Annotated in this window: 29 protein-coding genes, 1 pseudogene and 2 riboswitches; of the genes and pseudogenes, 19 read left to right on the plus strand and 11 right to left on the minus strand. The window is 40.6% G+C overall.

What is annotated here, in order from left to right; genetic code table 11:
- Nucleotides 1-323: 323 nt before the first annotated feature.
- The 6 genes from LPAF129_RS06020 to LPAF129_RS06045 all read right to left on the minus strand — a co-directional run bounded on the left by LPAF129_RS06020 (nt 324) and on the right by LPAF129_RS06045 (nt 6,945).
- Nucleotides 324-1,664, minus strand: a complete 1,341-nt coding sequence (locus LPAF129_RS06020) for a plasmid recombination protein (RefSeq protein ID WP_180808089.1) — start codon at nt 1,662-1,664, stop codon at nt 324-326.
- A gap of 483 nt (nt 1,665-2,147) precedes the next feature.
- Nucleotides 2,148-2,879, minus strand: coding sequence for a 23S ribosomal RNA methyltransferase Erm (gene erm, locus LPAF129_RS06025; RefSeq protein ID WP_166083556.1), 732 nt, complete (start codon nt 2,877-2,879; stop codon nt 2,148-2,150).
- Nucleotides 2,880-3,059: 180 nt separating this feature from the next.
- Entirely contained in the window at nt 3,060-3,881 is an 822-nt protein-coding gene (locus LPAF129_RS06030) for a replication initiation protein (protein WP_133147653.1), read from the minus strand.
- 742 nt (nt 3,882-4,623) lie between these two features.
- Nucleotides 4,624-5,157, minus strand: coding sequence for a folate family ECF transporter S component (locus LPAF129_RS06035; RefSeq protein WP_244055261.1), 534 nt, complete (start codon nt 5,155-5,157; stop codon nt 4,624-4,626).
- A gap of 88 nt (nt 5,158-5,245) precedes the next feature.
- Nucleotides 5,246-5,349: riboswitch (THF riboswitch) on the minus strand.
- 136 nt (nt 5,350-5,485) lie between these two features.
- On the minus strand, nt 5,486-6,286 hold the full coding sequence (locus tag LPAF129_RS06040; protein ID WP_244055262.1) for a metal ABC transporter permease: 801 nt from the start codon (nt 6,284-6,286) through the stop codon (nt 5,486-5,488).
- Nucleotides 6,286-6,945: a metal ABC transporter ATP-binding protein gene (locus LPAF129_RS06045; protein ID WP_244055263.1), complete on the minus strand. Its 660-nt coding sequence runs from the start codon at nt 6,943-6,945 to the stop codon at nt 6,286-6,288. The genes LPAF129_RS06040 and LPAF129_RS06045 overlap by 1 nt, the downstream gene beginning before the upstream one ends.
- A 414-nt stretch (nt 6,946-7,359) precedes the next feature.
- Here LPAF129_RS06045 and LPAF129_RS06050 point away from each other — a divergent pair, with 414 nt between their 5' ends.
- Together LPAF129_RS06050 and LPAF129_RS06055 are read left to right on the plus strand one after the other, a co-directional pair.
- Nucleotides 7,360-7,614 carry a multidrug transporter gene (locus LPAF129_RS06050; RefSeq protein WP_244055264.1) on the plus strand — a complete coding sequence of 85 codons (255 nt, stop codon included), beginning with the start codon at nt 7,360-7,362 and terminating at the stop codon, nt 7,612-7,614.
- A 20-nt stretch (nt 7,615-7,634) separates the two neighbouring features.
- Nucleotides 7,635-7,997 (plus strand): MmcQ/YjbR family DNA-binding protein, encoded by a 363-nt coding sequence (locus LPAF129_RS06055; protein WP_244055265.1) that lies wholly within the window; start codon nt 7,635-7,637, stop codon nt 7,995-7,997.
- 194 nt (nt 7,998-8,191) lie between these two features.
- Here the strand turns inward: LPAF129_RS06055 and LPAF129_RS06060 are convergent, their stop codons facing one another.
- Nucleotides 8,192-8,479 carry a type II toxin-antitoxin system RelB/DinJ family antitoxin gene (locus tag LPAF129_RS06060; protein WP_244055336.1) on the minus strand — a complete coding sequence of 96 codons (288 nt, stop codon included), beginning with the start codon at nt 8,477-8,479 and terminating at the stop codon, nt 8,192-8,194.
- A gap of 135 nt (nt 8,480-8,614) precedes the next feature.
- Nucleotides 8,615-8,659, plus strand: a riboswitch (PreQ1 riboswitch).
- A gap of 7 nt (nt 8,660-8,666) precedes the next feature.
- Between LPAF129_RS06060 and LPAF129_RS06065 the strand changes: the two genes are divergently transcribed.
- The 3 genes from LPAF129_RS06065 to LPAF129_RS06075 all read left to right on the plus strand — a co-directional run bounded on the left by LPAF129_RS06065 (nt 8,667) and on the right by LPAF129_RS06075 (nt 10,224).
- Nucleotides 8,667-9,158 (plus strand): QueT transporter family protein, encoded by a 492-nt coding sequence (locus LPAF129_RS06065; protein WP_244055266.1) that lies wholly within the window; start codon nt 8,667-8,669, stop codon nt 9,156-9,158.
- An 83-nt stretch (nt 9,159-9,241) separates the two neighbouring features.
- Nucleotides 9,242-9,466: a DUF2829 domain-containing protein gene (locus LPAF129_RS06070; RefSeq protein WP_244055267.1), complete on the plus strand. Its 225-nt coding sequence runs from the start codon at nt 9,242-9,244 to the stop codon at nt 9,464-9,466.
- Nucleotides 9,466-10,224: a 3-oxoacyl-ACP reductase gene (locus LPAF129_RS06075; RefSeq protein ID WP_244055268.1), complete on the plus strand. Its 759-nt coding sequence runs from the start codon at nt 9,466-9,468 to the stop codon at nt 10,222-10,224. The genes LPAF129_RS06070 and LPAF129_RS06075 overlap by 1 nt, the downstream gene beginning before the upstream one ends.
- A 117-nt stretch (nt 10,225-10,341) precedes the next feature.
- On the opposite strand, the gene LPAF129_RS06080 is transcribed toward LPAF129_RS06075, so the two are convergent.
- Nucleotides 10,342-10,998, minus strand: a complete 657-nt coding sequence (locus LPAF129_RS06080) for an HD domain-containing protein (protein WP_244055269.1) — start codon at nt 10,996-10,998, stop codon at nt 10,342-10,344.
- 79 nt (nt 10,999-11,077) lie between these two features.
- A complete protein-coding gene (locus LPAF129_RS06085) occupies nt 11,078-11,839 on the minus strand; it encodes an alpha/beta hydrolase family protein (protein ID WP_244055270.1) in 762 nt (253 codons plus the stop codon).
- Nucleotides 11,840-12,014: 175 nt separating this feature from the next.
- Between LPAF129_RS06085 and rsmG the strand changes: the two genes are divergently transcribed.
- The 7 genes from rsmG to LPAF129_RS06120 all read left to right on the plus strand — a co-directional run bounded on the left by rsmG (nt 12,015) and on the right by LPAF129_RS06120 (nt 17,841).
- Nucleotides 12,015-12,743 carry a 16S rRNA (guanine(527)-N(7))-methyltransferase RsmG gene (rsmG, locus tag LPAF129_RS06090; protein WP_244055271.1) on the plus strand — a complete coding sequence of 243 codons (729 nt, stop codon included), beginning with the start codon at nt 12,015-12,017 and terminating at the stop codon, nt 12,741-12,743.
- 63 nt (nt 12,744-12,806) lie between these two features.
- Nucleotides 12,807-13,667: a nucleoid occlusion protein gene (gene noc / locus LPAF129_RS06095; RefSeq protein ID WP_244055272.1), complete on the plus strand. Its 861-nt coding sequence runs from the start codon at nt 12,807-12,809 to the stop codon at nt 13,665-13,667.
- Between the two features lie 15 nt (nt 13,668-13,682).
- Nucleotides 13,683-14,450, plus strand: coding sequence for a ParA family protein (locus LPAF129_RS06100; RefSeq protein ID WP_244055273.1), 768 nt, complete (start codon nt 13,683-13,685; stop codon nt 14,448-14,450).
- Nucleotides 14,440-15,324, plus strand: coding sequence for a ParB/RepB/Spo0J family partition protein (locus LPAF129_RS06105; protein ID WP_244055274.1), 885 nt, complete (start codon nt 14,440-14,442; stop codon nt 15,322-15,324). Before LPAF129_RS06100 ends, LPAF129_RS06105 begins: the two co-directional genes overlap by 11 nt.
- A gap of 12 nt (nt 15,325-15,336) precedes the next feature.
- The gene (locus LPAF129_RS06110) at nt 15,337-15,513 is read left to right on the plus strand and encodes a DUF951 domain-containing protein (protein ID WP_244055275.1); all 177 of its coding nucleotides are present in this window, start codon (nt 15,337-15,339) and stop codon (nt 15,511-15,513) included.
- A 48-nt stretch (nt 15,514-15,561) separates the two neighbouring features.
- Nucleotides 15,562-16,665, plus strand: a complete 1,104-nt coding sequence (ychF, locus tag LPAF129_RS06115) for a redox-regulated ATPase YchF (protein WP_244055276.1) — start codon at nt 15,562-15,564, stop codon at nt 16,663-16,665.
- A gap of 426 nt (nt 16,666-17,091) precedes the next feature.
- The gene (locus LPAF129_RS06120) at nt 17,092-17,841 is read left to right on the plus strand and encodes a DUF1129 family protein (RefSeq protein ID WP_244055277.1); all 750 of its coding nucleotides are present in this window, start codon (nt 17,092-17,094) and stop codon (nt 17,839-17,841) included.
- Between the two features lie 276 nt (nt 17,842-18,117).
- Here the strand turns inward: LPAF129_RS06120 and LPAF129_RS06125 are convergent, their stop codons facing one another.
- Complete coding sequence (locus LPAF129_RS06125; protein ID WP_244055278.1) at nt 18,118-18,939, minus strand: Cof-type HAD-IIB family hydrolase; 822 nt, start codon at nt 18,937-18,939, stop codon at nt 18,118-18,120.
- A 151-nt stretch (nt 18,940-19,090) separates the two neighbouring features.
- Here LPAF129_RS06125 and LPAF129_RS06130 point away from each other — a divergent pair, with 151 nt between their 5' ends.
- From LPAF129_RS06130 to LPAF129_RS06150, 5 genes are all read left to right on the plus strand, one after another.
- Nucleotides 19,091-20,431: a gluconate:H+ symporter gene (locus LPAF129_RS06130; RefSeq protein WP_244055279.1), complete on the plus strand. Its 1,341-nt coding sequence runs from the start codon at nt 19,091-19,093 to the stop codon at nt 20,429-20,431.
- 100 nt (nt 20,432-20,531) lie between these two features.
- A complete protein-coding gene (locus LPAF129_RS06135) occupies nt 20,532-21,323 on the plus strand; it encodes a serine hydrolase (protein WP_244055280.1) in 792 nt (263 codons plus the stop codon).
- Between the two features lie 361 nt (nt 21,324-21,684).
- Nucleotides 21,685-22,209 (plus strand): dihydrofolate reductase family protein, encoded by a 525-nt coding sequence (locus tag LPAF129_RS06140; protein ID WP_244055281.1) that lies wholly within the window; start codon nt 21,685-21,687, stop codon nt 22,207-22,209.
- 177 nt (nt 22,210-22,386) lie between these two features.
- Complete coding sequence (locus tag LPAF129_RS06145; RefSeq protein WP_244055337.1) at nt 22,387-22,923, plus strand: GNAT family N-acetyltransferase; 537 nt, start codon at nt 22,387-22,389, stop codon at nt 22,921-22,923.
- Between the two features lie 78 nt (nt 22,924-23,001).
- Nucleotides 23,002-23,658 (plus strand): histidine phosphatase family protein, encoded by a 657-nt coding sequence (locus LPAF129_RS06150; RefSeq protein ID WP_244055282.1) that lies wholly within the window; start codon nt 23,002-23,004, stop codon nt 23,656-23,658.
- A gap of 170 nt (nt 23,659-23,828) precedes the next feature.
- Here LPAF129_RS06150 and LPAF129_RS06155 read toward each other — a convergent pair whose 3' ends face one another.
- The gene (locus tag LPAF129_RS06155) at nt 23,829-25,064 is read right to left on the minus strand and encodes an MFS transporter (RefSeq protein ID WP_244055283.1); all 1,236 of its coding nucleotides are present in this window, start codon (nt 25,062-25,064) and stop codon (nt 23,829-23,831) included.
- 360 nt (nt 25,065-25,424) lie between these two features.
- Between LPAF129_RS06155 and LPAF129_RS06160 the strand changes: the two genes are divergently transcribed.
- Both LPAF129_RS06160 and LPAF129_RS11285 read left to right on the plus strand, forming a co-directional pair.
- On the plus strand, nt 25,425-25,604 hold the full coding sequence (locus tag LPAF129_RS06160) for a hypothetical protein (protein ID WP_244055284.1): 180 nt from the start codon (nt 25,425-25,427) through the stop codon (nt 25,602-25,604).
- A 2-nt stretch (nt 25,605-25,606) separates the two neighbouring features.
- Nucleotides 25,607-26,265, plus strand: a pseudogene (locus LPAF129_RS11285) (ATPase).
- Nucleotides 26,266-26,417: the final 152 nt, after the last annotated feature.

A 26,417-nucleotide genomic window follows, 5' to 3' on the forward strand; every position in this document is an offset into this window, starting at 1 on the left:
ATTTATACCTCGCTTTGATTTTAATTAGACACTTTAATCGTAGCACACGAGGACAAATGATGTCCTTTTTGCGTAGAAAAAAAGTGCTGATGATCAACTCATCAACACTAAAACACCTTTTACAACTGTTGTACCTGTGATTGTCATAACCTAATCTCCTTGTCATTTAGTTTTTATTTGCAGTTATTTATAGATTAATTATGAACAAAAAAACGTTGCTGTCACAACATTTCTGGCAACTTTAGATGATTAACTATGCATCAATCAATCTGAAATCGTCTCAGAAACGCCACCACAACAACGTTTTAAAGAGAAATTACAATTTATCGGCTCATTCCACGACTTCTCGTTCTTTCCTGTTTATTTTCATTTTCGTTTAAACGCTCAAATTCTCCCCTAGGAGCGTTTTTAGATATTTCGTGAGTAATTCCCTTTAAAACATCTTTAAGTTGCTTAGAGTCACCTAGAATTCGTTTAAAAGCATCTTTTACGTTCAGATAGATACTGCCGATTTCCTTTTTGAGTGATTTTACCGTATCTTTTAATGTTTTATTTTCTTTTTCAAGACTTCTTTTTTGTTCTAAAAGGTCGTTATAGTCGTCCACATTCACGTTAAAACGGTGTCTTAAATCGTTATAATCATCGATTAGCTCTTTATTTTCTTTTGGAAGATCTGTTTCAACGTAGCGTTTCAATCGCTGGTTCGCCTTATATAAGTCATCGTGGTCTTGTAAGAATTTATCTAATTTCTGCTTTGGTATAACAACGTTTCCTGTCTTTTGTTCTTCATTTTTCTTAAATTCATATTTAAGTTTCCCTTTTCCAATAAATTCACCACTTGGCACCTTTACTGTCTTTGTTTCGTATTTAGCACCTAATTTGCTTATGTCTGCCTTTTTCGACGTGTCGCCTGCTAATGCAACGACTTCACTTTTTGTACGCTCTAACTCGTTTTTTTTGTCTTCTAACTCTCCTTTAATTTTTTTATATTCTGGCATAGACTGAATGCTATTCGTTCCAACCTTTACACGCTCGATTTCACGCTTGTTCATCAACGTTTCAATCTCGGACAACTCACTATTACGCCAATCTCTAAACACTTGACGAGAATCGCCAGTTCGTTCAAACCCTTGTTCTTCAATGGCTTTATTAAATGCTGGACGCTTCCTCATGCCTTGTTTGTAGCCTTCAGCAACTGGAATAACGTTCAAATGCAAGTGTGGGCTTGCTTCATCGTTGTGAATCACAGCGTTATAAATTTTCAAGTGGGGGTTTCGATCTTCAAAATTTTCTGTGTATTCTTCTAAAATTTCGTTCGCAATTTTATAATTTGAATACAAATCAAAATCATCTTTCGTTCCCACCTGTACAATGAATTCATACTGCGTATTTAGCGTTTTGTCATTTTTTACTTTGTCGAAATAATCATCAATTTTTCTATCTTTTCTTTTTTGAGTGGCATTATATCGTTCCACTTCTTCGCCAAAAAGCTCGTCATATTTCTCTCGAATGGGAGTCGATTGCAAATATTTATTATCCTTTTCTCGTTCTCGATTGATGTGATTATGGTATTTTGTTTCCCAGTCTTTTTCTTTAAAATCTCGGTTATTATGTTTGATTGATGTTGCCGTTCCTTTGACAAAACTAGCTGACATTTTAACCATTTATAGAACCCCCTTTTTAAGTCTTTGTTGCTTGCACTATACCGGTTTTGCTTACCTTTTGTCAAAAGGTAACGTTTTAGAGGTTTTGACGTTCGCTTCGCTACCATCAAAACACTCTAAACGCTCTTCGAGGAGACTTGCAGTCGGCTAAGGTCAAGATCAAGAGCGTTTGTCTGCTTTGCAGCCAAGAAAAATTTCGCTTGGACTTCGTCCGTTTTCGCTTCATTTTTAAGTGCTGTTTTGTGCCAAATTTTCTAATTTGATTTGCCACAAAATAAAATAAAAAAACCCCCTTAGACTTTCGTCAGGGGGTGAGTTTTTTATTTTTTATAATAGTAATAGAAACTTCTCTTAATTAGGCTGATCTTATTGCAATAACGGATGCCTACTTTTAAAACAACCGATTTATTAATAAATATTGAAAATTTTTAGGAAGAATAAAGCGTTCTCTTGTGAAATTAGAGAACGCTTTATTACTTTAATTTACTGAAATAATTTGTAACTATTAAAAATTGAGATAAATTGTTCAATGGAATAATCAGTCAAATTTGTAAGCTTAGCATATTGCTTTGCTCTTCTGAATTGATTATTCGTAAATAAAGATTTGTATTCTTTATTTACCCATTTATACACAAATTTTTTATAGAGCGGATAATCTTTTTTAGCAATTAAAGGGTGATGACGTTTCAAAACAATTAACACAGAATCGACCTTTGGCTTAGGATGAAAGTAGCTTCGTGGTAGATTTTTAATGATCTTAATATCCAATTCAACAGCCAGTAATAATCCTAAAGCACGTTGTAAATTTTTCAGTCGCTTGGCGAACCCTTTTTCAACGATTAAATAACTATATTTTGCATTACTTTCAAAAGCAATCTTCCATACAATATCTGTACTGATATTGTATGGTATATTTCCAAATATTTTATAGTCAGTGTTTTTCGGAAAATCGAACTGCAAGAAATCCATCGTCAATACTTTAGAATTATTTGATGTTTCAATCTTTTGTTGAGAAATCCTTGCTAACTTTTCATCAATTTCAATCGCTAAAACAGATTGACTGATTAAGTCCAATTCTCTAGTGAAATGACCTTTACCTGCTCCAATCTCAATGATTTTGTCCTGTCCTGTAATGTTCGTATTTTTTAGTATATTTTTGACATGATTTTTAGATGTAATAAAATTTTGAGTGTCCTTTGGGTTTTTCTGGTTCATTATAACCTTCTCCTTGCCATTTTTTTCATTATGAATGAGATAAAGTAATATCTACTACTGCGATACTAGTGCACATACTTGAAACCTCCTTACGTAACTGATTATATCATTTCTGTTTACTTTTTAGAATAAAGCTCTATATGTAATTTTTGCACTTTACATTTCAGTTGGACGTTTTCTTCAAAGTAATATGTTTTTCTTGTCTTCTGTCCAGTCAATCATTGGTACTGGCTCAATGGTTTCATCATGAGATTTAGGTTTTCGTGGGTAAAAACGGTTATAGATTTCGAGATGAACGACCTTTCGACCACGAGTTCCTTTATGCATATCCAAGTCCATATCGTCGATTTTCAGATTGATTTCGTCCATTGCAGGCTGTAAAACATTTTGATTGAACTGTCCAAAGGAATAGCTTTTAGGTGCTCCCATCATTTTTATCAATTCTTTAGGACTAGCCTGTAAAGTAGGACAGGTTTTACCTTTGTCTTTATTTGCTTCACGCATCAATTTATACAAGCGTATCGAGTATTTAGAGTCGAGTTGAACTGTATCAAACAAACGATATTGCGTATAATCGCTCTTTAATTGCAGAAGATAGGGAGCCAGATCGCTAGACAATCGAATCTCAACTTGGCCATTCTCATGATATTTCGCACTTTCAACCCACCCGGTTTGCGTAATGGTTCGCTCTTGTTCGTCTAATATCAAAACTTCTTTTTTTCGAAGTGTACCGATGGCTTTAGCTAAATCAGAGTAGTTTTTCCCGTTTCTTTTGTATCCGAACAACTTCCCTAATTGATAAAGCGAAGTATTAATAATGTTAAAATCTCGGTCATCAGGTTTGATTTTAGAGATTACAAAATCCATTATTTTCAGTTCTCTTGCAGTTAAATCATGGCTCGCTTTCGTGATTAAATCGTTATGTGATACGACATAATAATAACTTTGGTCGTCAACATCATCGTTAAAATTACGGTCTTTATTAAATAAATAGTTTGCCATAAACTGAACTCCTTTCTTAATATTAATAAGTATAAACTAAATCATAAGTAAAATCAATAATTAACATAATAATTGCTTATCATTCGTGTACTTTTTACTTATGATAGGTGTACTTTTTACTTATGATACACCTCTACAAACATTGATACAAAAGCATTCTAACCTCCCTAAGTACTTAAAGTATTAATAAAGTATTATATAAAGTACTTAAAGAGAAATTTGTGTTCCGATTTAAACAATCAGAGAAACACACAAAATAAAAAAAGATTAAGTTCAAGAACTAAGAGCTTAAAGGTCGTCTTGCTGCGCAAGCCTGCATTAAAAAAAATCAAGTTCAAGATCAAGAACTTTTTTTCAAGGAAAAGACCTGTTTAAGCAGATTACTTAAAGTTAGATGACCTTAACTGTTCGCTTACTGCGTTCAGAGAGCGAGTGATAGGCTCGCTACGCTCGGTTAAGGCTTACGCCCTAACAACCACCAAAAAACTTCTAAACACGTTAAAAAGACCCTCGTTGTTTCTAGGTTCTTTTTTTAGTGGTTCTCTGCTTCTTTTCTTTATCAAGATAAAGTGGCAAAGCTAATAAAAAAATAGACATCATTATTGACTTTTGGTTGCCATTGAATACAAAACCCTCGGAAAAAAAAGAAATAAGTAGCACTACACTCATCAACACTAAAAAGTTTAGACCCAAAAAAACGTTGCAACATAGAAAATTGCAACGTTTAGGTTAATTTCAATAATTATTTAGTGACTGAGAGCTTTAAGCGAGAAACAGATCGTAAAACCATTAATCCCAAAATAACTTCTAGTGGGAACATCAAGAGGTTCTTAGGTCCGCGGACCGCAATCAAAGCTGCCCAAGGTGCCTGATACAATAAATGAATCCATAAGGTGTTGAAAAAGAGATTCGTGACTAACATTTGTACAGCTTCATAAGCGACTAACCGCTGCCAGGTGATCTTGTGGTTGTGTAAAAACATTCCGGCGATCACACCTGAAATAAAAGCTGTCAATGTAAAGCCGATGAAAAACTGGGAACTAGTGGCTAAGAGGGTGTTGGCAATCAGGTCGTACAAGATTTTTGCGACCCCACCCAGCCATGGCCCTAAAAAGTAGCCCAGTAACATTGTGCCCAAGAAACCGAAACTAAACTTCACCAGAGATTCTGAACCGACAGCAAGCTTTCCTAAAACGACATTTAAAGCAATTAGAAAAGCAGTTAGTGTTAAAGTCCGCGTCGTTAATCGCGGGCTACTCCAAGATAGTATCGTCATAATAAACATCTCCCAATTGATATTTAGGCTGAAGCCAAAGTTGCACCAGCCTGATTAAGGGGGAGACAAGCACCGAGAATATTAAATTTTTGGTGAATGCGGAAATCATAGCGCGGGCCAATGACGGTGGCCCTTCAATCAGCGTTCACATTCCGTTCCGCTGACCCTTGACGTTATGGTTCCTACCCCTAACTGCTTAAATATACCACAGGTGGGTGAAGAATGCTAGCACTTTTACTTATTTTTTGTAAGCTAGTTTTTAAAAATAAATGGGCTCACCAAAAAAGCTGAAAGGAGCCGCTTTGCAGGGCTGCTTTCAGCTTGAACGTTAATTATGGGCGTTGCTAATTTTTTGTTTGAGTAAGGCACTCCCATACAAGAGCGCTTCAATGACTGTAATAAAGAAACTGACCGGCCAGTCGGTCACGAAGCTCAGCCAAAGTCCAAGCCAAACTCCTGCTAAAACAAAGATGAAGGTTAAACCAATCATTTTGTTTAAGGTATGGACATAGTATTTGGCAGCTTGAGCCGGAATTGTTAACAGGACAAAAATTAACAGTGAGCCAACAATTTGCGCAGTGATACTGATCGTTAGGGCTAAGAGAATCAAAAAGACGATTGAAATCAGCTGGTTAAAACGTTGGTTGTATTCGGCCCCCTGGGCATCAAATGAATTATAAGCAAGTGGGCGGAAAAAGAGCGTTACAACGACTAATAAGACGATACTCAATACAACAAGAGTCAAGAGGCTGGTTTTGTCGATCCCAACGATACTCCCAAATAAAATACTGGTAGCGTAGTTGGACTGGTTTTTAGAAAGGGATAAGAATAAAATTCCTAGTCCTAGAAATAAACCAGAAAAAACACTGATGGAAGCTTCACGACGGCCAACTTTTTCGCCGGAAAGACCAATTAGTAAGCCGCTCGCACAAGTAAAAATCAACATGCCAAGTAAAGGCGAAACACCGATGAAAACACCAAAAGAGGCACCGGAAAAGCCGATTTCAGATAATGTATGGGTAAAAAATGATGTTTGCCGTGCAACCACGAAGACTCCCATAAAAGCACAAATCAAGGCGATAAAGATGCCGGCGGTCAAGGCGTAACGCATGAAAGGATAGGCTAACATTAGTTTTGGGCCTCCTTCTTAGTTAAAGTTGCGGTGTGGTCGTGCAAGTTTAACTCGTAGTCACCGTACTTAGCAATCAGTTCGGGATCATGAGTAATGAAGAGCACGGTTAAATCAGTTTTTTGCATAATATTTTTTAACATTTTTAATAGAAAATTTTTGGAAACTGTGTCTAAACTAGCAGTTGCCTCATCCAAGATCAATAGCTCGGGTTCGGCGCATAAAGCCTGTGCCAGATAGGCACGCTGTTTTTCACCACCAGACGCGTGGCCTAAAGGGTGGTCCGCAATTTTGGTGAGTTTAGTTTCCTGCAAAATCAGCGCAATTTTACGGCGGATTCTGCCAGAATTCCACGGTAACCGCCGTTTTTTGATGCCGAAAGCGACAAAATCTCGGATACATAACGGATAATCGTCATCAATATTCCGTAACTGAGGCACGTATTGAATCTTATTTCGGTCTAGTTTGGTTTGAACATGTTGGTTCCGGCTGTGCTCGAGGTCATTGAGTAAGTGCTTGATCAGAGTAGTTTTTCCGACACCGTTTTCTCCAGTAATACAAGTTAATTGATTTTTGGGAAACGAAAAATTCAGGTCAGAAAACAACAGACGATCTGGAATTCTGAGGTCGAGATGTGAAACTGTAAGAATGTTTTCCATAAGATCATTACTTTCCTTAATAATATTTAGTCTAAATTGCTGCGTTAATAATTTTCTGAAAATTGTTAACTTAATCAGCAGAAAAATCATCACTTCGATAAATCGTACAGGTTATAAAGCTTGATGTCAAGCGCCTTAGCTTGGTTAAGTGAAACCATTACTATTTACAAAATGGCTAAATTTGACTGTTATTAAGGAAAAGACGACCTGATTACTATTTAGAAAAAAATAAATAAACTGGTTGAGGAATTGTGAGAGTCGTTCATCCGGCCAATTTTGAAGTTGATATGCTAAAATAGCAGTAAAATAGCTGATTAAGTTTCTAGGAGGTTGGCAACGATGGCTGAGCAAAATACGGCGAACCAAGACTGGTAGCTGTTCAAAAGCAAAATTGGTGGTTGGCAAAAAGCCTATATGACACTGTTGAACGAAAAGTATGTGCGGTTGTTAAGCGGAGAGGGCAAGCCTGAAGAAAAATTTTGGGCGCTAAATCGCCAAATCAAAGCGGACCAGCAAAGTCCTGGAGTGATGGTCGACATGAGACGGTCTAATTTAGAATATGCATTGATCAGATTAGTGAATGATGGCGTGATTGGTTTAGTTGATTTAGCAGAGTTTAGTCCGTCTTTAAGGCAAAGTATCGTATATTCAGTCCAACTTTCTTATTAGTATATAGAACAGTCAGGTAGGTGGAAAGAAAAATCAAACGTGAAGAAGTCTTTGCATTCGTGCAACAAACATACCAGACTAAGCCAGAGTTTCTCTGGAAAAAGAACCCAACTTATGCAGTCTTACGTCACTCTGCAAACCAAAAGTGGTACGCAATCGTGATGAATGTTGAACAGGCCAAGCTGGGGTTACCAGGTGCTGGACAAGAAGACATTTTAGATTTAAAGTTACCCCCGGAAACTATCGCTAATTTAAGTGAGTTTCCGGAATTTTTGCCGGCGTATCATATGAATAAAACTCATTGGTTGGCAGTGCGCTTGGCTAAAGTTGAGCGTGCTGAGTTAGCAGCTTTGTTGGCGCAAAGTTATCAGCTCACGAGTTAGAAGTTTAGTTGTATCTGAAAAATAAAGAAGTTTTAGACGATGACTGTTCCGGATGTAGTGGCGGAGTTTTAGTAGAGGCTAAGTAACACAAAAAACTAGCAAAAATCGCACCTAAGTTAAGGTGTGCGATTTTTACTAGTTTTTTAGTTTAAAATTTTTCTTAAATTGTGGTTCTGGTTTAAGTTTATACATATTTAGCTATCCAAAAAGTCCTTTAAATCCTGTGTAGTATCAAATTCGGGAACATCATCTGGAATGATTCCCAGTTTCTTGGCTTCTGCTGCTACTAAAGCACGCCTGGTTTTTTCTGTTGGTTCGTCTGTTTCTGTCAGGATTTCAAAAGGAATCTTTTTTTGCAGGATCAACTGTCTCGCTGCCATGTTAAAGTAAGCATTGATACTCAAACCAGCAACACTTAATTCTTTTGTTAGTTTAGCTTTAAGTTCATCATCAAGTCGGATGGTCGTTGCACTAGTTGTCATTTCAATCATTCCTTCCTCCGTTTTGACGTCATTATAACATACAAATGATATGCGGACAATTAAAGTGATTAGATATAGTCTTGCATCCTAAAATTGTTGTAGGGTATACTAATAGCTAGTGGCTGAGTCCACAAAATCATGGTGGTTCGTAACCATCCCACCTAAAAAAACTAGGAGGCTTTTTCGTATGGAAAAATCACAACAAGCAGTCTCGGAGCTGACTAAAACAGCTTTAGTGGCTGCTCTTTATGTGGTGTTAACTGTGGCATTATTGCCATTGGCTTATGGTCCGATTCAATTACGTTTGTCAGAGATGCTCAATAACCTGACAGTTTTTAACAAGCGTTATATTTGGGCGGTGGCCTTAGGATGTTTGATTGCTAATCTCTGGTCATCAATGGGAACAGTTGACGTGGTATTTGGCACGTTAGGGACTGTAGTCATGACTTCAATCAGTTGGTTTTTAAGTCAGAAGACTAAATCGGTGCCGCTCAAGTTATGTATTAGTGTAGTTGTTTGTACATTAATGTCATGGAGTGTGGCACTGGAATTGCATTTGGTCAGTCAGGCACCGTTCTGGTGGACTTTCTTGACAGTTGGAATTGGTGAGTTTTTAGCCATGGCACTTGGAGCTGTAGTGACCTACTTATTAAACCAGCATTTTGATTTGACTAAATAAACACAGAGCGGAGTCACCCGGGAGAGCTTGAGTACCAGCAACATTCAGCACATACGAGAAAAAGTAGATAGGAGTGAAGAAGTTTGACATTTGAAAAAGTTTTACCTGAATTAAAAGCAGGAAAAAAAGCTATCCGCCAAGAATGGGGTGGCAGTGAAGAATATATTTTTGTAGTTAACGGTGATAGTTTCCACGGAGAAGAAGTTAATCCATATTTTCTGATCAGAACGAAGGAAACCCCAGCGTTATCACAATTTATGCCAAATTCATGTGATATTTTGGCGGACGATTGGGTACTGGTCGACTAATGGCTGAACGGACAACGATTGCCGGGCAAAGAGTACTGGTGACGGGAGTGGCATCAGGCATTGGTCAGGCGCAAGCACGCTTGTTTTTGGAACAGGGGGCGCTAGTCTTTGGGGCGGATCTGCAGGAAAGCCCGTTAGTTGAAAAATTAACCAGGGATTTTCCCGCTAGTTTTATTTTCGTTCACTGTGATGTGCGGCACGCCACTGAAATTACTCAGTTGGTCGAGCAGGTCAACGCCACTGGTCCGGTGGATATTTTGTTAAATACGGCGGGAATTTTAGATGCCTACCGTCCTTCGCTAGAAACGACGGTTGCTCAGTGGGATAACGTGATGGACACTAATTTAAAAAGCATGTTTTTGTTGTGTAACGCTTGCTTACCGCAAATGTTGCAACAGGGACATGGAGTGGTCGTTAACATGGCATCGATTGCTGGCTTAGTGGCTGGCGGTGGTGGCGCAGCCTATACTGCGGCCAAACATGCCATTATTGGTTATACCAAGCAACTCGATTATGATTATGCTGGGCAAGGGATTCGGGCGAATTGTGTTGCACCAGGTGCAATTAATACGCCGATGAATCAGGCAGATTTTGCTGGCGATGGTCAGATGGCCAAGGAAGTCGCTGCACAAACGCCTGCTTTACGTTGGGCACAACCGGAAGAAGTTGCAGCCTTGAGTTTATTCTTAGCGTCACCACAGGCAGACTATATTCATGGTGCAGTAGTGCCGATCGATGGCGGTTGGACAGAAAAATAAACTGAAATTATTATTACCAGTATGGCAAAAAAGGATGATCCTAAAAAACTAGGACCATCCCTTTTTTATTTGAGCTTCGATAATGCTCGCTTTCTCCCGCTTTGCTCCGCTCTGTGATCATTTTTCAGCATTCCATTCTGCTTTAAACTCTGCCAGAAAATCTAGCATATGTTGTTGCCGATTCTCCGCAATTTGACGGGCACTAGGAGTGTTGAGCTTGTCTTTGATCTTGAGTAATTTTTCGTAAAAATGGTTAATAATCGTTTCATTGTCTAAATTCCGGTATTCAGCTCTAGTCATTGATTCACGAGGACTGATCCGGGGATCGTAAATTTTTTCAGAGTGGTGACCACCAAAATAAATTGCCCGGGTGATACCGATTGCGCCAATTGCATCAAGCCAATCAGCATCTTGAACGATTTGACCTTCCAGAGGTAGTTTGACAGCTTGACCATCTAAAGTATGCGCAAAGGACATATTTTGAATGATAAAGAGAATCTGCTCAGTTTGTGGCTGTGAAACTCCAATTTCAGCCAAAAAATCACTTAATTCAGTGACAGCTTGTTGTGGGTCAGCCACTAGTTTGTCATCGATCACATCGTGCAAGTAAGCGGCAGCTAAAGTGACAAGTTGGTTCGCATTTTCTGTCGTACTTAGTTTACGGGCCATCGCCACGACGCGGCGAATATGATCAAAACCATGGCCAGTCCGGTCTTGGGTCATGTGGTCGTGAGAATATTCCGAAATTTTGGTTAGTTGTTGTTCACTGTTCATGGTTGAGCTTACTCCTTATATCGTTATTTTTCGATTTGAATTTGGTCTAGTATAGCATATGCTGGTGCGCACTAGCAATTTAACTGCCATTACTTTTTGCTTTTTTCGTAGCCTCTCGAATGAAGGCAGCCAGCAGGTCGACTACATAAGGAGTAAAGAAAGCGTCTGAACCGTGGGGACAGTCTTTGAGCTGGTAGAGGTCGTTTTGGACGTGCTGCTCCGTTAAAAAGGCGCTGAAAGTTAAACTTTGTTTTAGAGGTACTTGTTCATCGGCTGTACCATGCAGTAACAAAAAAGGACCGAGTCGGCGTTTCCCTAGCAAAGTAGGTAAGGCAGGCTGGTGCGGTAATTCAAATTGGCCCGCAAGCGTGATACAAGCCCGGAAATTAAGCGGCAGGGTATGAACGTCTTCACGGTTGAATTCTTGCTGGCCAGTTGCTAAAACTGCTCCGGCTGCAGCGTATGCACTTAGACCTTCGCCCATCGCAATCAGGCGGTTCGAGTCAAGCTGATATTTCCAGGCATGCAGCATCAAAAAACGCGCGGCTGAATTAAAACTAGCGATGGTAGTCGGGTGAAGCTCGCTAGTCGCTAGAATCGCAACGGCATAGCCCTTGTTAGTTAGTTGCAACAGCGCACTTAAACGTGAAACATGCGGGTCAGCCGCAAATAAAATCACCGGGTAGTGCGGCTGAGCCTGCTGAGTTAAATTAGCCGGGACACATAGGGTCAATTGTTCTTGGTATTGGTCATCTTGGTAGTAGGTGAGCTGTTGCCAAATGTGGGGCAAACGGTCCCCCACCGGTTCAATTAGTTCGTGAAGATTGTTTGCTTCTTGCAAGTCGATTGACCACCTTTATTTGTGAGTTAAAAATTCTGTTCTTTTCCTATTATATGTTACCCTATTCTTCATGTGAAAGGTTGAATTTCGCTTGTAAATAAATTAAACTGTAATAAGTGCGTGAAACATTAATGGAATTGTGTGTGTTTCACAAGAAGAAACGAAGAGGATACCTATGACACCAATAGAATTTAAAGAAACATTACAACAACAGAATATCGAACTGACAGCCAAACAGCAAGAACAATTTGCGACTTATTTTCAGCTGCTAGTAGAATGGAATCAAAAAGTTAACTTGACCGCGATCACTGCTGAAGAAGAAGTGTATCTCAAGCATTTTTACGACTCACTGGTCCCAGCTTTTGATGTGCCGGAATTGCGTGAACAAGCAGCTAGCTTGTGTGACGTTGGTGCTGGTGCGGGTTTTCCGTCATTACCACTGAAAATTATTTTCCCAACTTTGCAAGTCACCATTGTTGACTCATTAAATAAGCGAATCAAATTTTTAGAAGAACTAGTTGCGGCGTTAGGGTTAACAGACGTGACATTGGTGCATGCGCGGGCCGAAGATTTTGGTGCTAAAAAGAGTCCAGCTCGTGAAAGTTTTGATGTGGTGACCGCACGAGCCGTCGCTAATTTGCCAGTTTTGACAGAATTATGTTTGCCATTGGTTAAAGTTGGTGGGAAGTTTGTTGCTTTGAAAGCACAAAAAGCTGAAGAAGAATTAGCTAAAGCTCAGTATGCAATTCAAACTTTGGGCGGTAAATTAGAAGCTGATTTCGAAACCACTTTACCAGAAGACAACGAACAAAGACATACAATTGTGATTGCAAAACAAAAGACATCACCGAAGAAGTACCCACGAAAAGCAGGAACACCAAGCAAACTACCATTGTTAAAGTAGCATGAAGCATAGGGAAAAGAGCAGTTCAAAGCTGCTTAATTAACAAAATCGAGGAGGCCAAGCATGGCATTTTCATTTTTTGGTAAAAATAAACCACAAGAAACCCCACACCGGGGTGAAGAAATTCAACAGGTTCCAATTAAGGCCATTATTTCCAATCGTTTTCAGCCACGGAAGATTTTTAGCCAAGATAGTATCCAAGAACTAGCGGAAACGATTCGTGAACATGGACTACTGCAGCCAATTATCTTGCGGGAGTATGAAACACAAAAGTTCGAAATTATTGCTGGTGAACGCCGGTTTAAAGCAGTTGAATCCTTAAACTGGGAAAAGATCCCAGCAATTGTGCGGAAGATGACTGATAGTGAATCAGCTTCGATGGCCGTGATTGAAAACTTACAACGTGAAGGTTTAACAGCCATTGAAGAAGCTCAAGCTTACAAACGATTGATGGAGTTAAATAGCTTAACTCAAGGGCAACTAGGACAAGCGATTGGCAAGAGTCAATCATTTGTTGCTAATAAACTGCGGTTGTTGAAGTTGGACTCCCAGGTTCAACGGGCAATTTTACAAAGGCAACTAACTGAACGACATGGTCGCGCCCTGGTTAGTTTACCAGCAAAAAAACAAGTTGAGGTCCTAGAAGACATCGTCAAAGATGAGCTGTCTGTCAAGGAAACGGAACAATTAGTCCAAAAAGTTAACCAGCCTCAAAAGCAGACCAAGAAGCCTAAAGTTAAGACTAAAGGCACTGCTAGAAATACTAAACTGGCTGTCAACACCATTAAAAAGTCGGTCAAAATGATCAAAGATTCCGGCATTAAGGTCAAGACAACAGAAGAAGACGTTGATGGCGTCCACCGGATCACAATCGAGATTCCGTTAGACGAAAAAACACAGCCTAAAAAAGCAAGTAAGAAGTAGGAGGGAATCGTTGCAATGGGAGTAGTGATTGCATTAGCGAACCAAAAGGGCGGCGTTGGTAAAACAACGACCGCGATCAACCTTGGAGCAGCTTTGGCGAAAAAAGGCCAAAAAGTACTCCTGATCGACCTGGATGCCCAGGGCAATGCAACTAGCGGCTTGGGAATTCGCAAGTCCGAAATTGAAGAAGATATCTATGATATTTTGGTCAATGAGACCCCAGTCGAAGATGTTATTATCAAAACAGACACAGAAAACTTAGATTTGATCCCAGCTACCATTCAACTTTCTGGGGCTGAAATCGAATTAACTTCACAGATGGCGCGGGAAAAACGTTTGGCAGATGCAATTTTGCCAGTCGTGGATGATTATGATTATACCTTGATCGACTGCCCGCCATCTTTAGGATTGTTAACGATCAATGCTTTTACCACGTGTGACAGCATTTTGATCCCGGTCCAAAGTGAATACTATGCGTTAGAGGGATTGAGCCAGTTAATGAATACGATTCACCTGGTTCAAAAACACTTTAATCCCAACTTGTACATCGAAGGCGTTTTGTTAACGATGTTTGACAAGCGGACTAATCTGGGGAACCAGGTCGTAGAAGAAGTGCGCAAGTTCTTCAAAGACAAGGTTTATCAAACGATCATTCCACGAAATGTGCGCTTATCTGAGGCACCTAGTCATGGAATGTCGATCATTGAATATGATCCAAACTCGCGTGGTGCCTGGAAATACATGAATTTAGCCAAGGAGGTTTTAGCAGCCCATGGTGAATAAAAAGAAAAGTTCAAAGGGACTAGGACGCGGGATCGAAGCTTTATTTACGGATTTTAAGGAAGAAGCGGCTGAAAATGAAACTGTCAGTGACATCGCCTTAAATGAGATCCGCCCGAACCCCTACCAACCCCGGCAAAGTTTTGATGAGGCTGGTTTACAGGAATTAGCGAATTCGATTCAAAAGAGTGGGGTTTTTCAACCAATTATTGTCAAACCATCAACGGTGAAAGGCTATGAGATCGTAGCGGGCGAACGACGTTTTCGCGCTTCGAAACTCGCTGAGAAAAAGACGATCCCAGCTATTATCAGGGATGTCGACCAGCAACAAATGATGGAAGTGGCTGTGCTGGAAAACTTGCAACGTGAAGACTTAAATCCGATCGAAGAAGCTGAAGCATACAATACTTTGATGAATAACCTAGATCTAACTCAAGTTCAAGTTGCTGACCGTTTAGGTAAATCTCGTTCATATATTGCCAATTATCTGCGGTTGTTAAGTTTACCGGCTAAAGTGAAGACTTTGATCCGGCAACAACAGTTAGCGATGGGGCAAGCCCGGACCCTCTTATCTTTAAAAGACAAGAGTAAAATTGAAGAACTAGCCAAGCGAGTGATCGACCAGCAGCTAACGGTCCGTCAGTTAGAAGCAGTGGTGGCCGAATTAAACGGCGATGTGAAAAAGAAAGCTAAGCCTCGTCCAAAAAAGGCCTCACCATTTTTAAAGGAAAGTGCCGAACTGTTAGGTGAAAAGTTTGGGACGAAAGTTGCCATTAAGGCAAATGAAAAGTCTGGCAAGGGTAAGATTGAAATTAATTATCTGTCAAATGACGATTTAAACCGGATCTTAGATGTTTTAGATATCCGGTTAGATTAAGCAGGTGAGAAAATGTATGATTTACATGATTTTGTTGAAATGAAAAAGCCGCATCCATGCGGAACTAATCGCTGGGAAATCGTCCGGATGGGCATGGATATTAAAATTAAATGTACCGGCTGCAACCGGTTGATCATGTTGCCGCGTAAAGAATTTGAACGGCGGATGAAAAAGGTTTTGGATAAATAAACCAGGAATTAAGCATAAAAAATAATCAAGAAAGAGTGGAATTAGACCATGGCATTAACAGCAGGGATCGTCGGTTTGCCTAATGTCGGCAAATCAACATTATTTAACGCAATTACTAAAGCGGGCGCTGAAATGGCTAACTATCCGTTTGCTACGATCGACCCGAACGTGGGAATGGTTGAAGTACCAGATAGTCGGTTACAGCGGATCGATGAAATCGAACCAGCAAAGAAAATTATTCATACAACTTTTGAATTTACTGATATTGCAGGGATCGTTAAGGGTGCCAGCAAGGGTGAAGGTTTAGGAAATAAGTTCTTGGAAAATATTCGCCAAGTCGATGCGATCGTGCACGTTGTGCGGGCCTTCGACGATGACAATATTACGCATGTTTCCAATAAAATTGCACCTTTAGAAGATATTGATACGATTAACTTAGAACTAGTTTTGGCCGACTTAGAAGCTGTTAATAAGCGCTACACTAAAGTTGAAAAAGTGGCACGAACAACTAAGGACAAGGATTCAATTGCTGAATTCAAAGTTTTGGAACGCATCAAGCCAGTCCTAGAAGCCGGTAAATCCGTGCGCTCTTTGGATTTCAACGAAGATGAACAAAAAATTGTCAAAGGCTTATTCTTACTGACTTCTAAACCAGTGTTGTATGTCGCTAATATTGCTGAAGACGATATGGCAGATCCAGAAGTCAGCAAGTACTTCCAAGAAATCAAGGATTTTGCGGAAAGTGAAGGCTCTGAAGCTTTGGCAGTTTGTGCACAAACAGAAGAAGAAATTGCTGAATTAGATGATGCTGACCGGCAAGACTTCTTAGAAGCTGAAGGTGTTGAAGAATCTGGCTTGGATCGTTTGATTAAGGCTTCCTACAAATTATTGGGCTTGGCAACTTTCTTTACTGCTGGCGGCAAGGAAACTCGTGCTTGGACATTTAAGAAGGGCATGAAGGCGCCACAAGTTGCTGGAGTGATTCATTCCGATTTTGAACGTGGTTTTATCCGGGCAGAAACAGTTTCGTTTGCAGACTTGGATAAATTTGGCAGTCTGCAAGCAGTGAAGGAAGCCGGAAAACTTCGCGCAGAAGGCAAAGAATACGAAGTTCAAGATGGTGACATTATTGAATTTAGATTCAATGTCTAAAACAGAGCGGAGTGAAACGGGAGAAAGCGAGCATTATCGGGCTGAGACAGAAAATCACGTTTTTCAGTGATGTGCTGTCTCAGTTGGATAAGCGGAACTTTCTGTTTCACGGAGCTCGACTACAAAACAGAGCGGAGTGAGGCGGTTAAGAGATGAGCATTAACAGGCTTTCACACTATAATGCGGTTCCAAGCATTGTAGTGTGAAAGTAGGTTAAGCGGAATCTCTTGCCTCACGGAGCTCGACTAAGAAAACAGAGCGGAGCAAAGCGGTTAACTCTCGAGCATTATCGGAGCCTGACCTTTAATGCGTTTTAGGCATTGAAGGCCAAGCTTAGATAAGCGGAAAGCCTTGGCTTGAGTAGCTCGACTACAAAAACAGAGCGGTTAGAATTATTGCTTGACTAGGAGAATGGGAGGACTTTTCTTGGCAAAAGAAACGATTCGAGAAAAAAATGAGAAAGCTGCACAAAAACAAACTGAGCATCTTGAACATGCAGAGGTAACAATGCGTGATGGTGAATATGCTGGTTTGACCAAACGAAATGAAGATTTTGTCTTTCATTTAAATAAAAATTTGGAAGAATATAACTATGATGTAGAGAAAAAAGAAGCCGTCTTAAATGACGTGTACCATGAATTGCTGAACAAACAAAAGAGCGGGATCACCGCTAATAAATTGTATGGTTCAGTCACAGAATACACTGAAAAAATCATTGGCGGCCAGACTCAGCAAAAGGAAAAGCGTTCGACTAGCAAAACTTTTTGGTTGATGGCCTTAGATAATGGATTGATCATGTTTATCATGTTCTGTGTCTTGTATGCGGCAGTTGGTTTCTTTGATAAGAAGAGCTCTTCTGTCAATGGCGGTTGGATCACCTTGTTAGGGACCTCAATTATCGCTGGGGTCGGTTTGGCATTCTTCTATGTCATGATGGATCCAAATAATGCTAAAAAATCTAAGAACAAATTGGGTCGTGGTATTATCGTGACCCTAGAATTGGTAGCAATTTGGATGGTTGCTTTTGGGTTGATTGCATTGATCCCAGGTCAGTATAACCGGACCTTGGCTCCAGTAGTATACGTTGTTCTAGGCGTTGTAGCCTTTATTGTCAGATACTTCTTGAACCAGAGATATCACTTCCCTAAATTGGGACGCGACGTCAAAACTAAATAAGTTTAAGCAAAAAAACCAGCATTCTGAATTTCACAGAATGCTGGTTTTTTTGCGGCTAGAGTTAAAGGGGAAAATGGATTTTCCAATGAAATTTTGACGAAGTCGGTCCAGAACAACTTTGTGTACCCAAGTATTGCGAAGTGGGGTACAGTTTAGCAAAAATCTACTCTGACAATCAGCAGTCAAAAACAGTTAATACGCACTGGCTGTTAACTCATTCTGCCGGCTTTATTGTGCACAGGTGGATAACTAGTAGAAAGAAAAGTTATCCACAAGTTAATCTGTATACTTAGTTAGTGCTTCGGCGACTCCCCCGTCATCATTTGAACTGACAATATGGTCAGCGACTGCTTTAACCGTCGGAAAGGCATTTTCCACCGCGATTCCAACGCCCGCATCTTTGATCATGGGTAAATCATTGTCACCATCGCCGATTGCCATCGTTTGGCTCAGTGGTACATCCAATAATTTGGCAACGTGTTCGATGGCTTTCATCTTGGAAACAATTAAGTCAACGATTTCCAAATAAGTTGGTTTGGAACGCTGGTAACTGATGTGCAGTTCCGGGTGGTCAGCCAGACTGTTTGCTAGAGCACTAATTTCTTCTGGTTGTCCCATACATAAAATTTTATGCAATGGTTGACTGGTAGTTCCCAGTTCTGGGGCAAAAGGGCCGACAGTAGCGGCGACCTGGGTGATTTCTTCTTCCTGAATGACCCAGTCGTCATGGTGTTCAGTTAACCATTTTTCGCCAGCAAAGACATTGACACTAATGGCTAGCTTGTGGCTGCTGATCATGTACAAAAGTTGGGGTAAAACATTGGCTTGCAGTGTTTGTTCAAATAGAGTGTGGTCCTCGTTGGAGTCCGCAGTTGTTTGTAAGACCAGGGCACCATTTAAGGAGATCATGATGGCGGTTGTCCCCAACTGACGGGCAATTTCATGCATCCCAAGCGGTGGACGCGCAGACGCTAAGAAAAAGGTACCACCGTCGTCAACATACTTATGCACAGCTGCAGCAACAGTAGGTAGAATTTCGTTTTTACTAGTGATCAAAGTATTGTCCACATCACTAAAAGCAATTTTGATTTGCGGCATAAATTTTCACCTCATGTTAGTTTACCTTTAGTTTACCTTGATTTGCGCGTTTAACAAGTTAATTTTTGAAAACGGCGTCATGTTCAGCCAACCTTTTTGCTGATATTCATGGTAAAATCAAATTGAAAACTAGTTGATGGGAGGAAAAGCCATGCCCTTAGTGATAGTGATAGGCAGTATTTTATTGTTGGTCGTTTTGATCGTTAAGTTTAAGATGCAGACATTTCCTGCATTACTGTTAATTTCATTTTTGGTGGGGGCATTGTTGAAGATTCCACTCGTCAAATTACCGGGGATCGTTGTCGGTGGAATGGTGGAACAATTAGTTGAGTTAGTCGTGATCATCGGGTGTGGTTCGATGCTCGGGAAAATTGTGGCTGATGCAGGCGGCAGCTATGTGATCGCAGATTATTTAAGTCAAAAGTTTGGCAAACGCTGGATGCAGCTCGCAGTTGTCTTAGCTTCGGCGATTATCGGCTTTGCGTTATTTTTTGAAGTGGGATTAGTGGTGTTATTACCGATCATCTTTGAAATTGCCAAAGAATTACGGGTCCCATTGGCTAAGCTTGCGTTACCAATGGGAGCAACGCTCAATACGATGCACGGTTTGTTACCACCGCATCCTGCGCCAACTGCTTTAGCTGAGATCGTCGGAGCTGATCTCGGTGATGTGATTTTAATGGGAATCATTGTGGCGATCCCGACCATGTTGGTGGCGGGGCCCGTGTGGAATGCAGTGTTGGAACACTTTTTTCCAAAAATTTATCGGCAGGAAACAACTTTGCATGGCTTTGATGCCGAGGAAGCTTTGCCAGAGTACCATCATTTGCCCAGTTTTTCTTTAAGCGTGGTCACGACGTTAATGCCAGTACTAATAATTGGGGTCTTGACCCTGATGTGGCAGCTATTACGCTTGCCAGCACAGGTGGAAAAAGCCCTCAAGTTTGTGGCAAATCCCAACGTTGCCTTAATTTTCTCATTACTGTTTGCGATTTATGCGATGGGAATTAGGCAAGGGCGAACGTGGAAAAAGATTGGACGATCATTATTTAAGGGACTCAAACAAGTGGCATTCGTGGTCTTTCTAACGGGTGCAGGCGGGTCTTTTAAGGCAGTTTTAGAACAAGGCGGCATTGCGGCATATATTTCTGAATTGTTCCAGGGAATCAGCCTTTCTCCGCTGCTGGCGGGGTGGTTAATTGCAGCGCTAATGCACATGTGTCTAGGCTCATCAACGGTGGCAGCGATGACGTCGGCCAGTTTAGTAGGACCGCTCATTATCCAAACGAACGCTAATCCAGTTTTAGTCGTGTTGGCGATCGGAGCTGGTAGTATTTTTGGAGATAATGTGACAGATGCTGGTTTTTGGATGGTCAAAGAATACTTTAATTTCTCGATCAAAGAAACTTTTCTGGCCTGGAGTACCACCACCTCGATGATTGCGTTTGCGGGTTTGGGAACCATTTGGCTCTTAGATTTCTGTGGTGTGTAATAGTTATCCAAAGGTTATCCACAAGAAAACGGTTAAATTGGGGATAAGTCTGACAAATTGTGGATAAATACTAACAAGATGAATGAAGTGGGGAATTTAAATGACAGAATTAGATGAAAAATTAGCTGTGGCACTGACGCACAAGCTGCAGGCAGTTGATTTCCAGACCGCACTAATGCTCAAAGACCAAAAGGGAAAAACGTTGACTTGGCATGAACAAGAGGTTTTTCCCAGTGCGAGTTTAATTAAAGTTGGGATCGCGGCCTACGTTAAAAGCGTCTGGAACAAGCAGCCAGGAATTTTAACGGAGATTTTGACAGTCCAGCCGGACCAACGCGTGGCGGGAGCGGGAGTGATGCACCACCTAGCTCAGACTGAGTGGAGCGTGCGTGATGTGTTGGCGTTAATGTTATCAACTTCTGATAATACAGCGGCGAACATTCTGATCGACCGCTTTGGCTTGACTCAAATTAATGAATGGTTGGCGGTGACTTACCCAGGTTTACAGTTGCAACGGCGGTTCATTGCCCCAGTCATCGATGGACGGGACAATTTTTTAACAGCGGCTGCTTTTTTGCCAGCCTGGCAGGAGCTTTTGGCCGGAACAGATGAATATGCTCAGGTGTGCCGAACTGCCTTACATGAACAAACCGAACGGGGCAAGCTGGTCTATTATGCTGATGACTTGGGCTTTAGTGGCGAGACCTTCAATAAAACGGGTGACCTGGCTGAAGTTGAACATGATTGTGCTTGTTTGCAGCAGGGAGATAGTTGGTTTGATTGCCTGTTATTAACTAAATTTACGGGTCCAAAGCAGCACCAACAAGCGCTAACGCTCCAGCGCCAAGTAGGGAAACTGTTACTAGAAAAGCTACTGAAAACAGCGAACTAACGAAGACATTAATTGCTTGTTAATGGTGATTCCTATATAATTAATGTAAGAACTAAGACATTTGTTAGTCACTTGAGACACGAAGAAAAGCGGTGTTTTCTATGAGCAGACAGCTGTGGATCGGGATGCTGATTATAGTGTTAGTGGTAATCAGTGTAATAGTAGAATTTGTGACCCACACCTTTTCGTGGGGAATTATTTTGCTGCAAATTTTGTTTTTAGTTTATGCACTACTGCAATTTAATCGGCGCTGAGTGTGGGGTTAAGTGATTAGACGTTAAGTATGAAATTATAATCGTAGAACAGGCATTTACGCAAAAAACGTGAATGTCTTTTTAGGTATGAGCAGAGGTGGAAAGTAATGCGTAAAGTGGTGTTTTATGGTGCAATTAGTTTAGATGGCTATTTGGCAGACCAGCAGGATGATCTGCAGTGGTTATTTGACACTGATCTAGCAGGTGAGTCAACTTACGCCGACTTCGAGCAGCAGGTCGATACTTTTGTGATGGGGCGAAAGACTTATGAGGAAACTAAGAAAATTATGGCTGGAGTTGAACTATATCCAGGACAAGAAAAGGTAGTTTTTACCCATCAAGCACTAGCACCGGACAAGGATGTGACCTACGTTTCTGGGGATGTTGAGAAAATCATGCAAGAATATCGTCAACGAGATGGCAAAGCGATTTGGATCATTGGAGGCGGCTCGATTTTAAAGCCCCTTTTAGAGGGAGATTTGATAGATGAGTTTTGGATTCAAATTGCACCAGTGTCGCTAGGGCAGGGCAAGCGGCTCTTTTTGCCAGGCGATTATGGTGGGCGCTTGGAGTTAGTTGAAACGACACAAATGGGTGAATTAACAGAATTACATTTAAAACGGAAAGAATAGGTGGAAAATGAAATTTAGTTGTGTAAATTGTGGGAGACCAATTGAAAAATGGACAGAAGCGTACTGGAAATTTCCTTTACCTGAAAAAGGAATGACGGAAATTCAAGCATTCTTAAAGTTGAATGCAAAAGCATATTGTGTTTCTTGTGTTGAATTGAAAGGGGAGAATTCACGCAAATCGAATTAAAGGAACTACAGCCGGAACAGCGCTTAGCTTTTTGGCAGCTGGCTTTTAGTGACAGTCAGGCAGAATGGACCAAATGGAATGGTCCTTATTTTCATGATGTCTTACCCACGCAAACTGAGTTTATGGCTGAGGACCATGAAAATAAATATGTTCAAAATCCACTCCGAAAAGTGATTTGGGCCGATGGTGAAATGGTTGGGCTAGTCACTGCTTATTTTGAAGATGAGCCGCTAAATCAGTGGCTTGATGTGGGAATTACTGTTTATCGCCAGACACAGTGGCACCAAGGAATTGGGCATGCTGCTTTACACCAATGGATCACAGAATTATTTGACCGAACGTCATTACCGCATCTTGGACTGACGACTTGGTCGGGAAATCAGCGGATGATCAATTTGGCGGAACGGTTACATTTGCGCAAAGAAGCTGAGGTTAGACAGGTCAGATACTGGCAAGGCCGATACTGGGATTCAGTTAAATATGGTATTTTACGCTCAGAATGGCAGCAGGAATCAAAAAACCACTAGCCGTTTTAGTTGTTTGGAACGATTATGAGTGGTATGTTGAAGGTAATTAATGTCAGTAGAAAGGCAGGCAGGATACCAATGAAAACACTTAATTTATACTTAGTTCGGCACGGACAGACTTATTACAATATCTTCAATAAATTGCAGGGCTGGAGTAATTCGCCGCTGACCCAAGCTGGAATTGACGGCGCAAAAGAAATTGGGGAACGTTTGGCAGATGTTAATTTTGCTGGTGCGTTTTGTTCAGATACCGGACGGGCAGTTTCAACAGCCCAAATTATTTTGGACTTAAACCAGGCTTCTGCGGTCAAAGAACCGCACCAGGCTCCATTTTTCAGAGAAGAGTTTTATGGTTATTATGAAGGCATGGATATGAACCAGTCCTGGTATTTAGCAGCGGGTCCTCACGGATTAAAAAATATCGGTGAAATTGTGGCCAAGTATTCCTTTGACACCGCTAAGGATTTCTTGAAGGAAGCTGATCCATTTGGGATGGCTGAAAATCATGAAGAGTACTGGCAGCGGGTCGATCAAGGATACGAGTTGATCGCCAATGACCCGCAGCTGCAGGATGGCGATAATGTGTTGGTGATCTCGCATGGTAATACGCTGCTGAGTTTAATGGATCGTTATGCGCCAGGACGCTATGATTTAAGTGAACGGCCAGCGAACGGTAGTTTAACCAAACTGAAGTTGACCGATGGCAAAATTGAAGTGGTCAGTTACAATGAATAGAGTTAAATCACAGAACGAAGAAAACTGGTTAGCTCCTGAGTATCTCGGAGGCCGACCTTTAATGCGTTTTTTAGATAGGTGGAAGGATCTGGGGGAGTAGCTCGATTAAATTCCAGATAAAAACACCCAGTCGACCTGAAGCTGGTCAGCTGGGTGTTATTTTTTTATAATTAGTTTTTAGTAGTTGATAGTTGACGTAGGCCGGGTAATGAAATCATTACGATAAAGCTGATAACATACAGTGCTGATAAGAAGCCCATCGTAACTGCTAGATTGAAATGATCCATCAACAAGCCGATCGCTACGGATGAGAACCCGCCGATCGCACGGCCAACGTTCATGATAATGTTATTAGCTGTTGAACGAATTTCTGTCGGATAGAGGCGACTGATAATTGCACCGTAACCGCCAAACATCCCGTTTGAGAAGAAACCGATGATGGCACCGATAATCAACAGGGCTAAGCTAGTTTTAGCAAACAAGATCGCAAACATCACTGAGGCTGACCCCAGTAAGAAAATCCCGAAAGAAACGCGGGGACCAAGTTTATCCATTAACTGTCCGAAGACTACCATGCCTAAGCTCATTCCTAAGATAGTAGACACCATCCAGAGTGATGAACCAGAAACAGAAAGTCCTTGTTGTTTTTGAACGATGACTGGCAACCAGTTCATCAAACCAAAGTAACCAGCAATTTGGACGATGGTCATTACCATCAAACCCAGAGTTTGGATAGCTGTTTGTGGTGTTTCAAATAGTTTTTTAAATGATGGCTTTTTATGTTCAGCTTGTTCTTTTTGTTGGGCTGCAATAAAGTCGGGAGTTTCTTGAACATGGCGACGTAAGAAGTAGGTTAAAATTACGGGAATGACACCTAGTAAGAATAAGGCATTCCAGCCAAAGTGTGGAATGATCAACGCTGCCATGACAGCGGCGAAGATGGCACCAATTTGGCCTCCGATAGCTACAACTGAAGACATTCTGCCGATTTGATCAGAGCGGAAGTTTTCAGCCAATAGAGCGATCCCAACGCCGTATTCACCACCAGCACCGATCCCAGCGAGAAAACGCATGAGATAAATCATTGGTAGGGAGTGGGCAAAGTACATTGCGCCGGTTGCCAAGGCAAAAATAAAGATCGTATAAGAAAATGTTCTCACACGACCATAGCGGTCACCGATAATGCCAAAAAGCGCACCACCAACCAACATGCCAATGTTAGTTAGTGAACCGATCAAACCAGCCTGGCCACTTGAGATCCCCAATTCTCCAATAATTGAGGCGAGTGAGAAAGATAAAAACATGATATCCATATTCTCGAGGGTAAAGCCCGCTGCAGTTGAAGCGGTCACCCATTTTTGTTGTGTAGTAAAGCCATTTTGTTCGTTGACACGTACCTGTTCCATATTCAATTTCCTCCAAATGACGTTCTCTGACGTCTTTTATTTGTTCTTAAACATTTTGCCATAAATGGTGAGGAAACACAAGGATAAAATTTAAGGAATTTTAATTTTTACCGACGAATTTTCTTTTTTGCTTTGCACTTATTAGTCGAACTTCGCAAAGCAACCACTTGTGCTTCGAAAGACACGTTCGAGTTTCTTGCTCCATAGTGTTCTAAAAGATACAATAGAGTTGGATTTTTCCATAGAGAATTGGTCAAATAATGAAATCAAAAAACAAAACAAGAACAGTTTGTTGCTAGATGAAAAAATTTCGATTAAATACAAAATGTACTGATAAGAACATGAAAGGAGAATTTTGATATGATAGAAAGTCTAGACCAATTATTAGCGCAAGTGGAAGATGTAAACTTACAGGATTTGATGAATCAGGCTTTAAACGAAAAGGATCCTGTCAAAAAAAGAGTGTTCCAAGCCCTCTATACGTATGCTCTTGATAAAAAGCAAGACGAACTGCTTAAAAGAAAAAAGTTTGTGATTTAGTTATGGATAAAAACCAATATATAGTCGTTGCGGGCATAAATGGAGCTGGAAAAAGTACGTTGTATCAATTACAACCTGAACTTTTTGGGAATACTAGACGTATCAATGCTGATGAAATTTTGCAACAAATGGGCGGAGATTGGCGAAAGAATAGTGATAATTTTAAAGCGATGCGGGTGGAAATTAGCCAGTTACACAGAGCTTTGGAAAATGGCGAAAGCATCCATGTAGAAACAACATTAGCAGGACATGCAAAATCACAGCTTAACCTAATTGAGAAAGCACATCAAAATGGTTATGAAGTTACACTTCTATATGTGACAGTGAATAGTGCTGAAACAGCCATCGAACGAGTTAATGAAAGGGTAAGACTGGACATGGTATACCAGCCGACCTAATCAGAAAACGATATATACAGTCTTATGATAATCTATTTGCGGTAGCACTAGAAAGTGATAATGTGTGGATTTATGATAACACTGAAAGGCTAATTAATGTTTATACAAGAAAACATAATCAAGTTAAAATAAATGAGTTGAAAAAATACCCATGGATAAATCAGAAAATCAGTAGTTCAAATAATGTACAAAAGAAGCAGGAAGTTTTTGCCAAAGATAATTCAGCCGTAAAGCAAAAAGAACAAGAAAATAAAAAAGGATAGTCCTATGAATTGCCCCATAATTGTTAGATATAAAAATCTAATAGTTATGGGGCAATTCATTAATTTAGGGCGATCCTTGTTATTTTTATCAAGTTCATTTGTATTGACGTGATTAGCAAAAACTTGTAGTACTTCTTCACTTTCGTTTATGC

Source organism: Ligilactobacillus pabuli (assembly GCF_022836475.1).
Lineage (GTDB): Bacteria > Bacillota > Bacilli > Lactobacillales > Lactobacillaceae > Ligilactobacillus > Ligilactobacillus pabuli.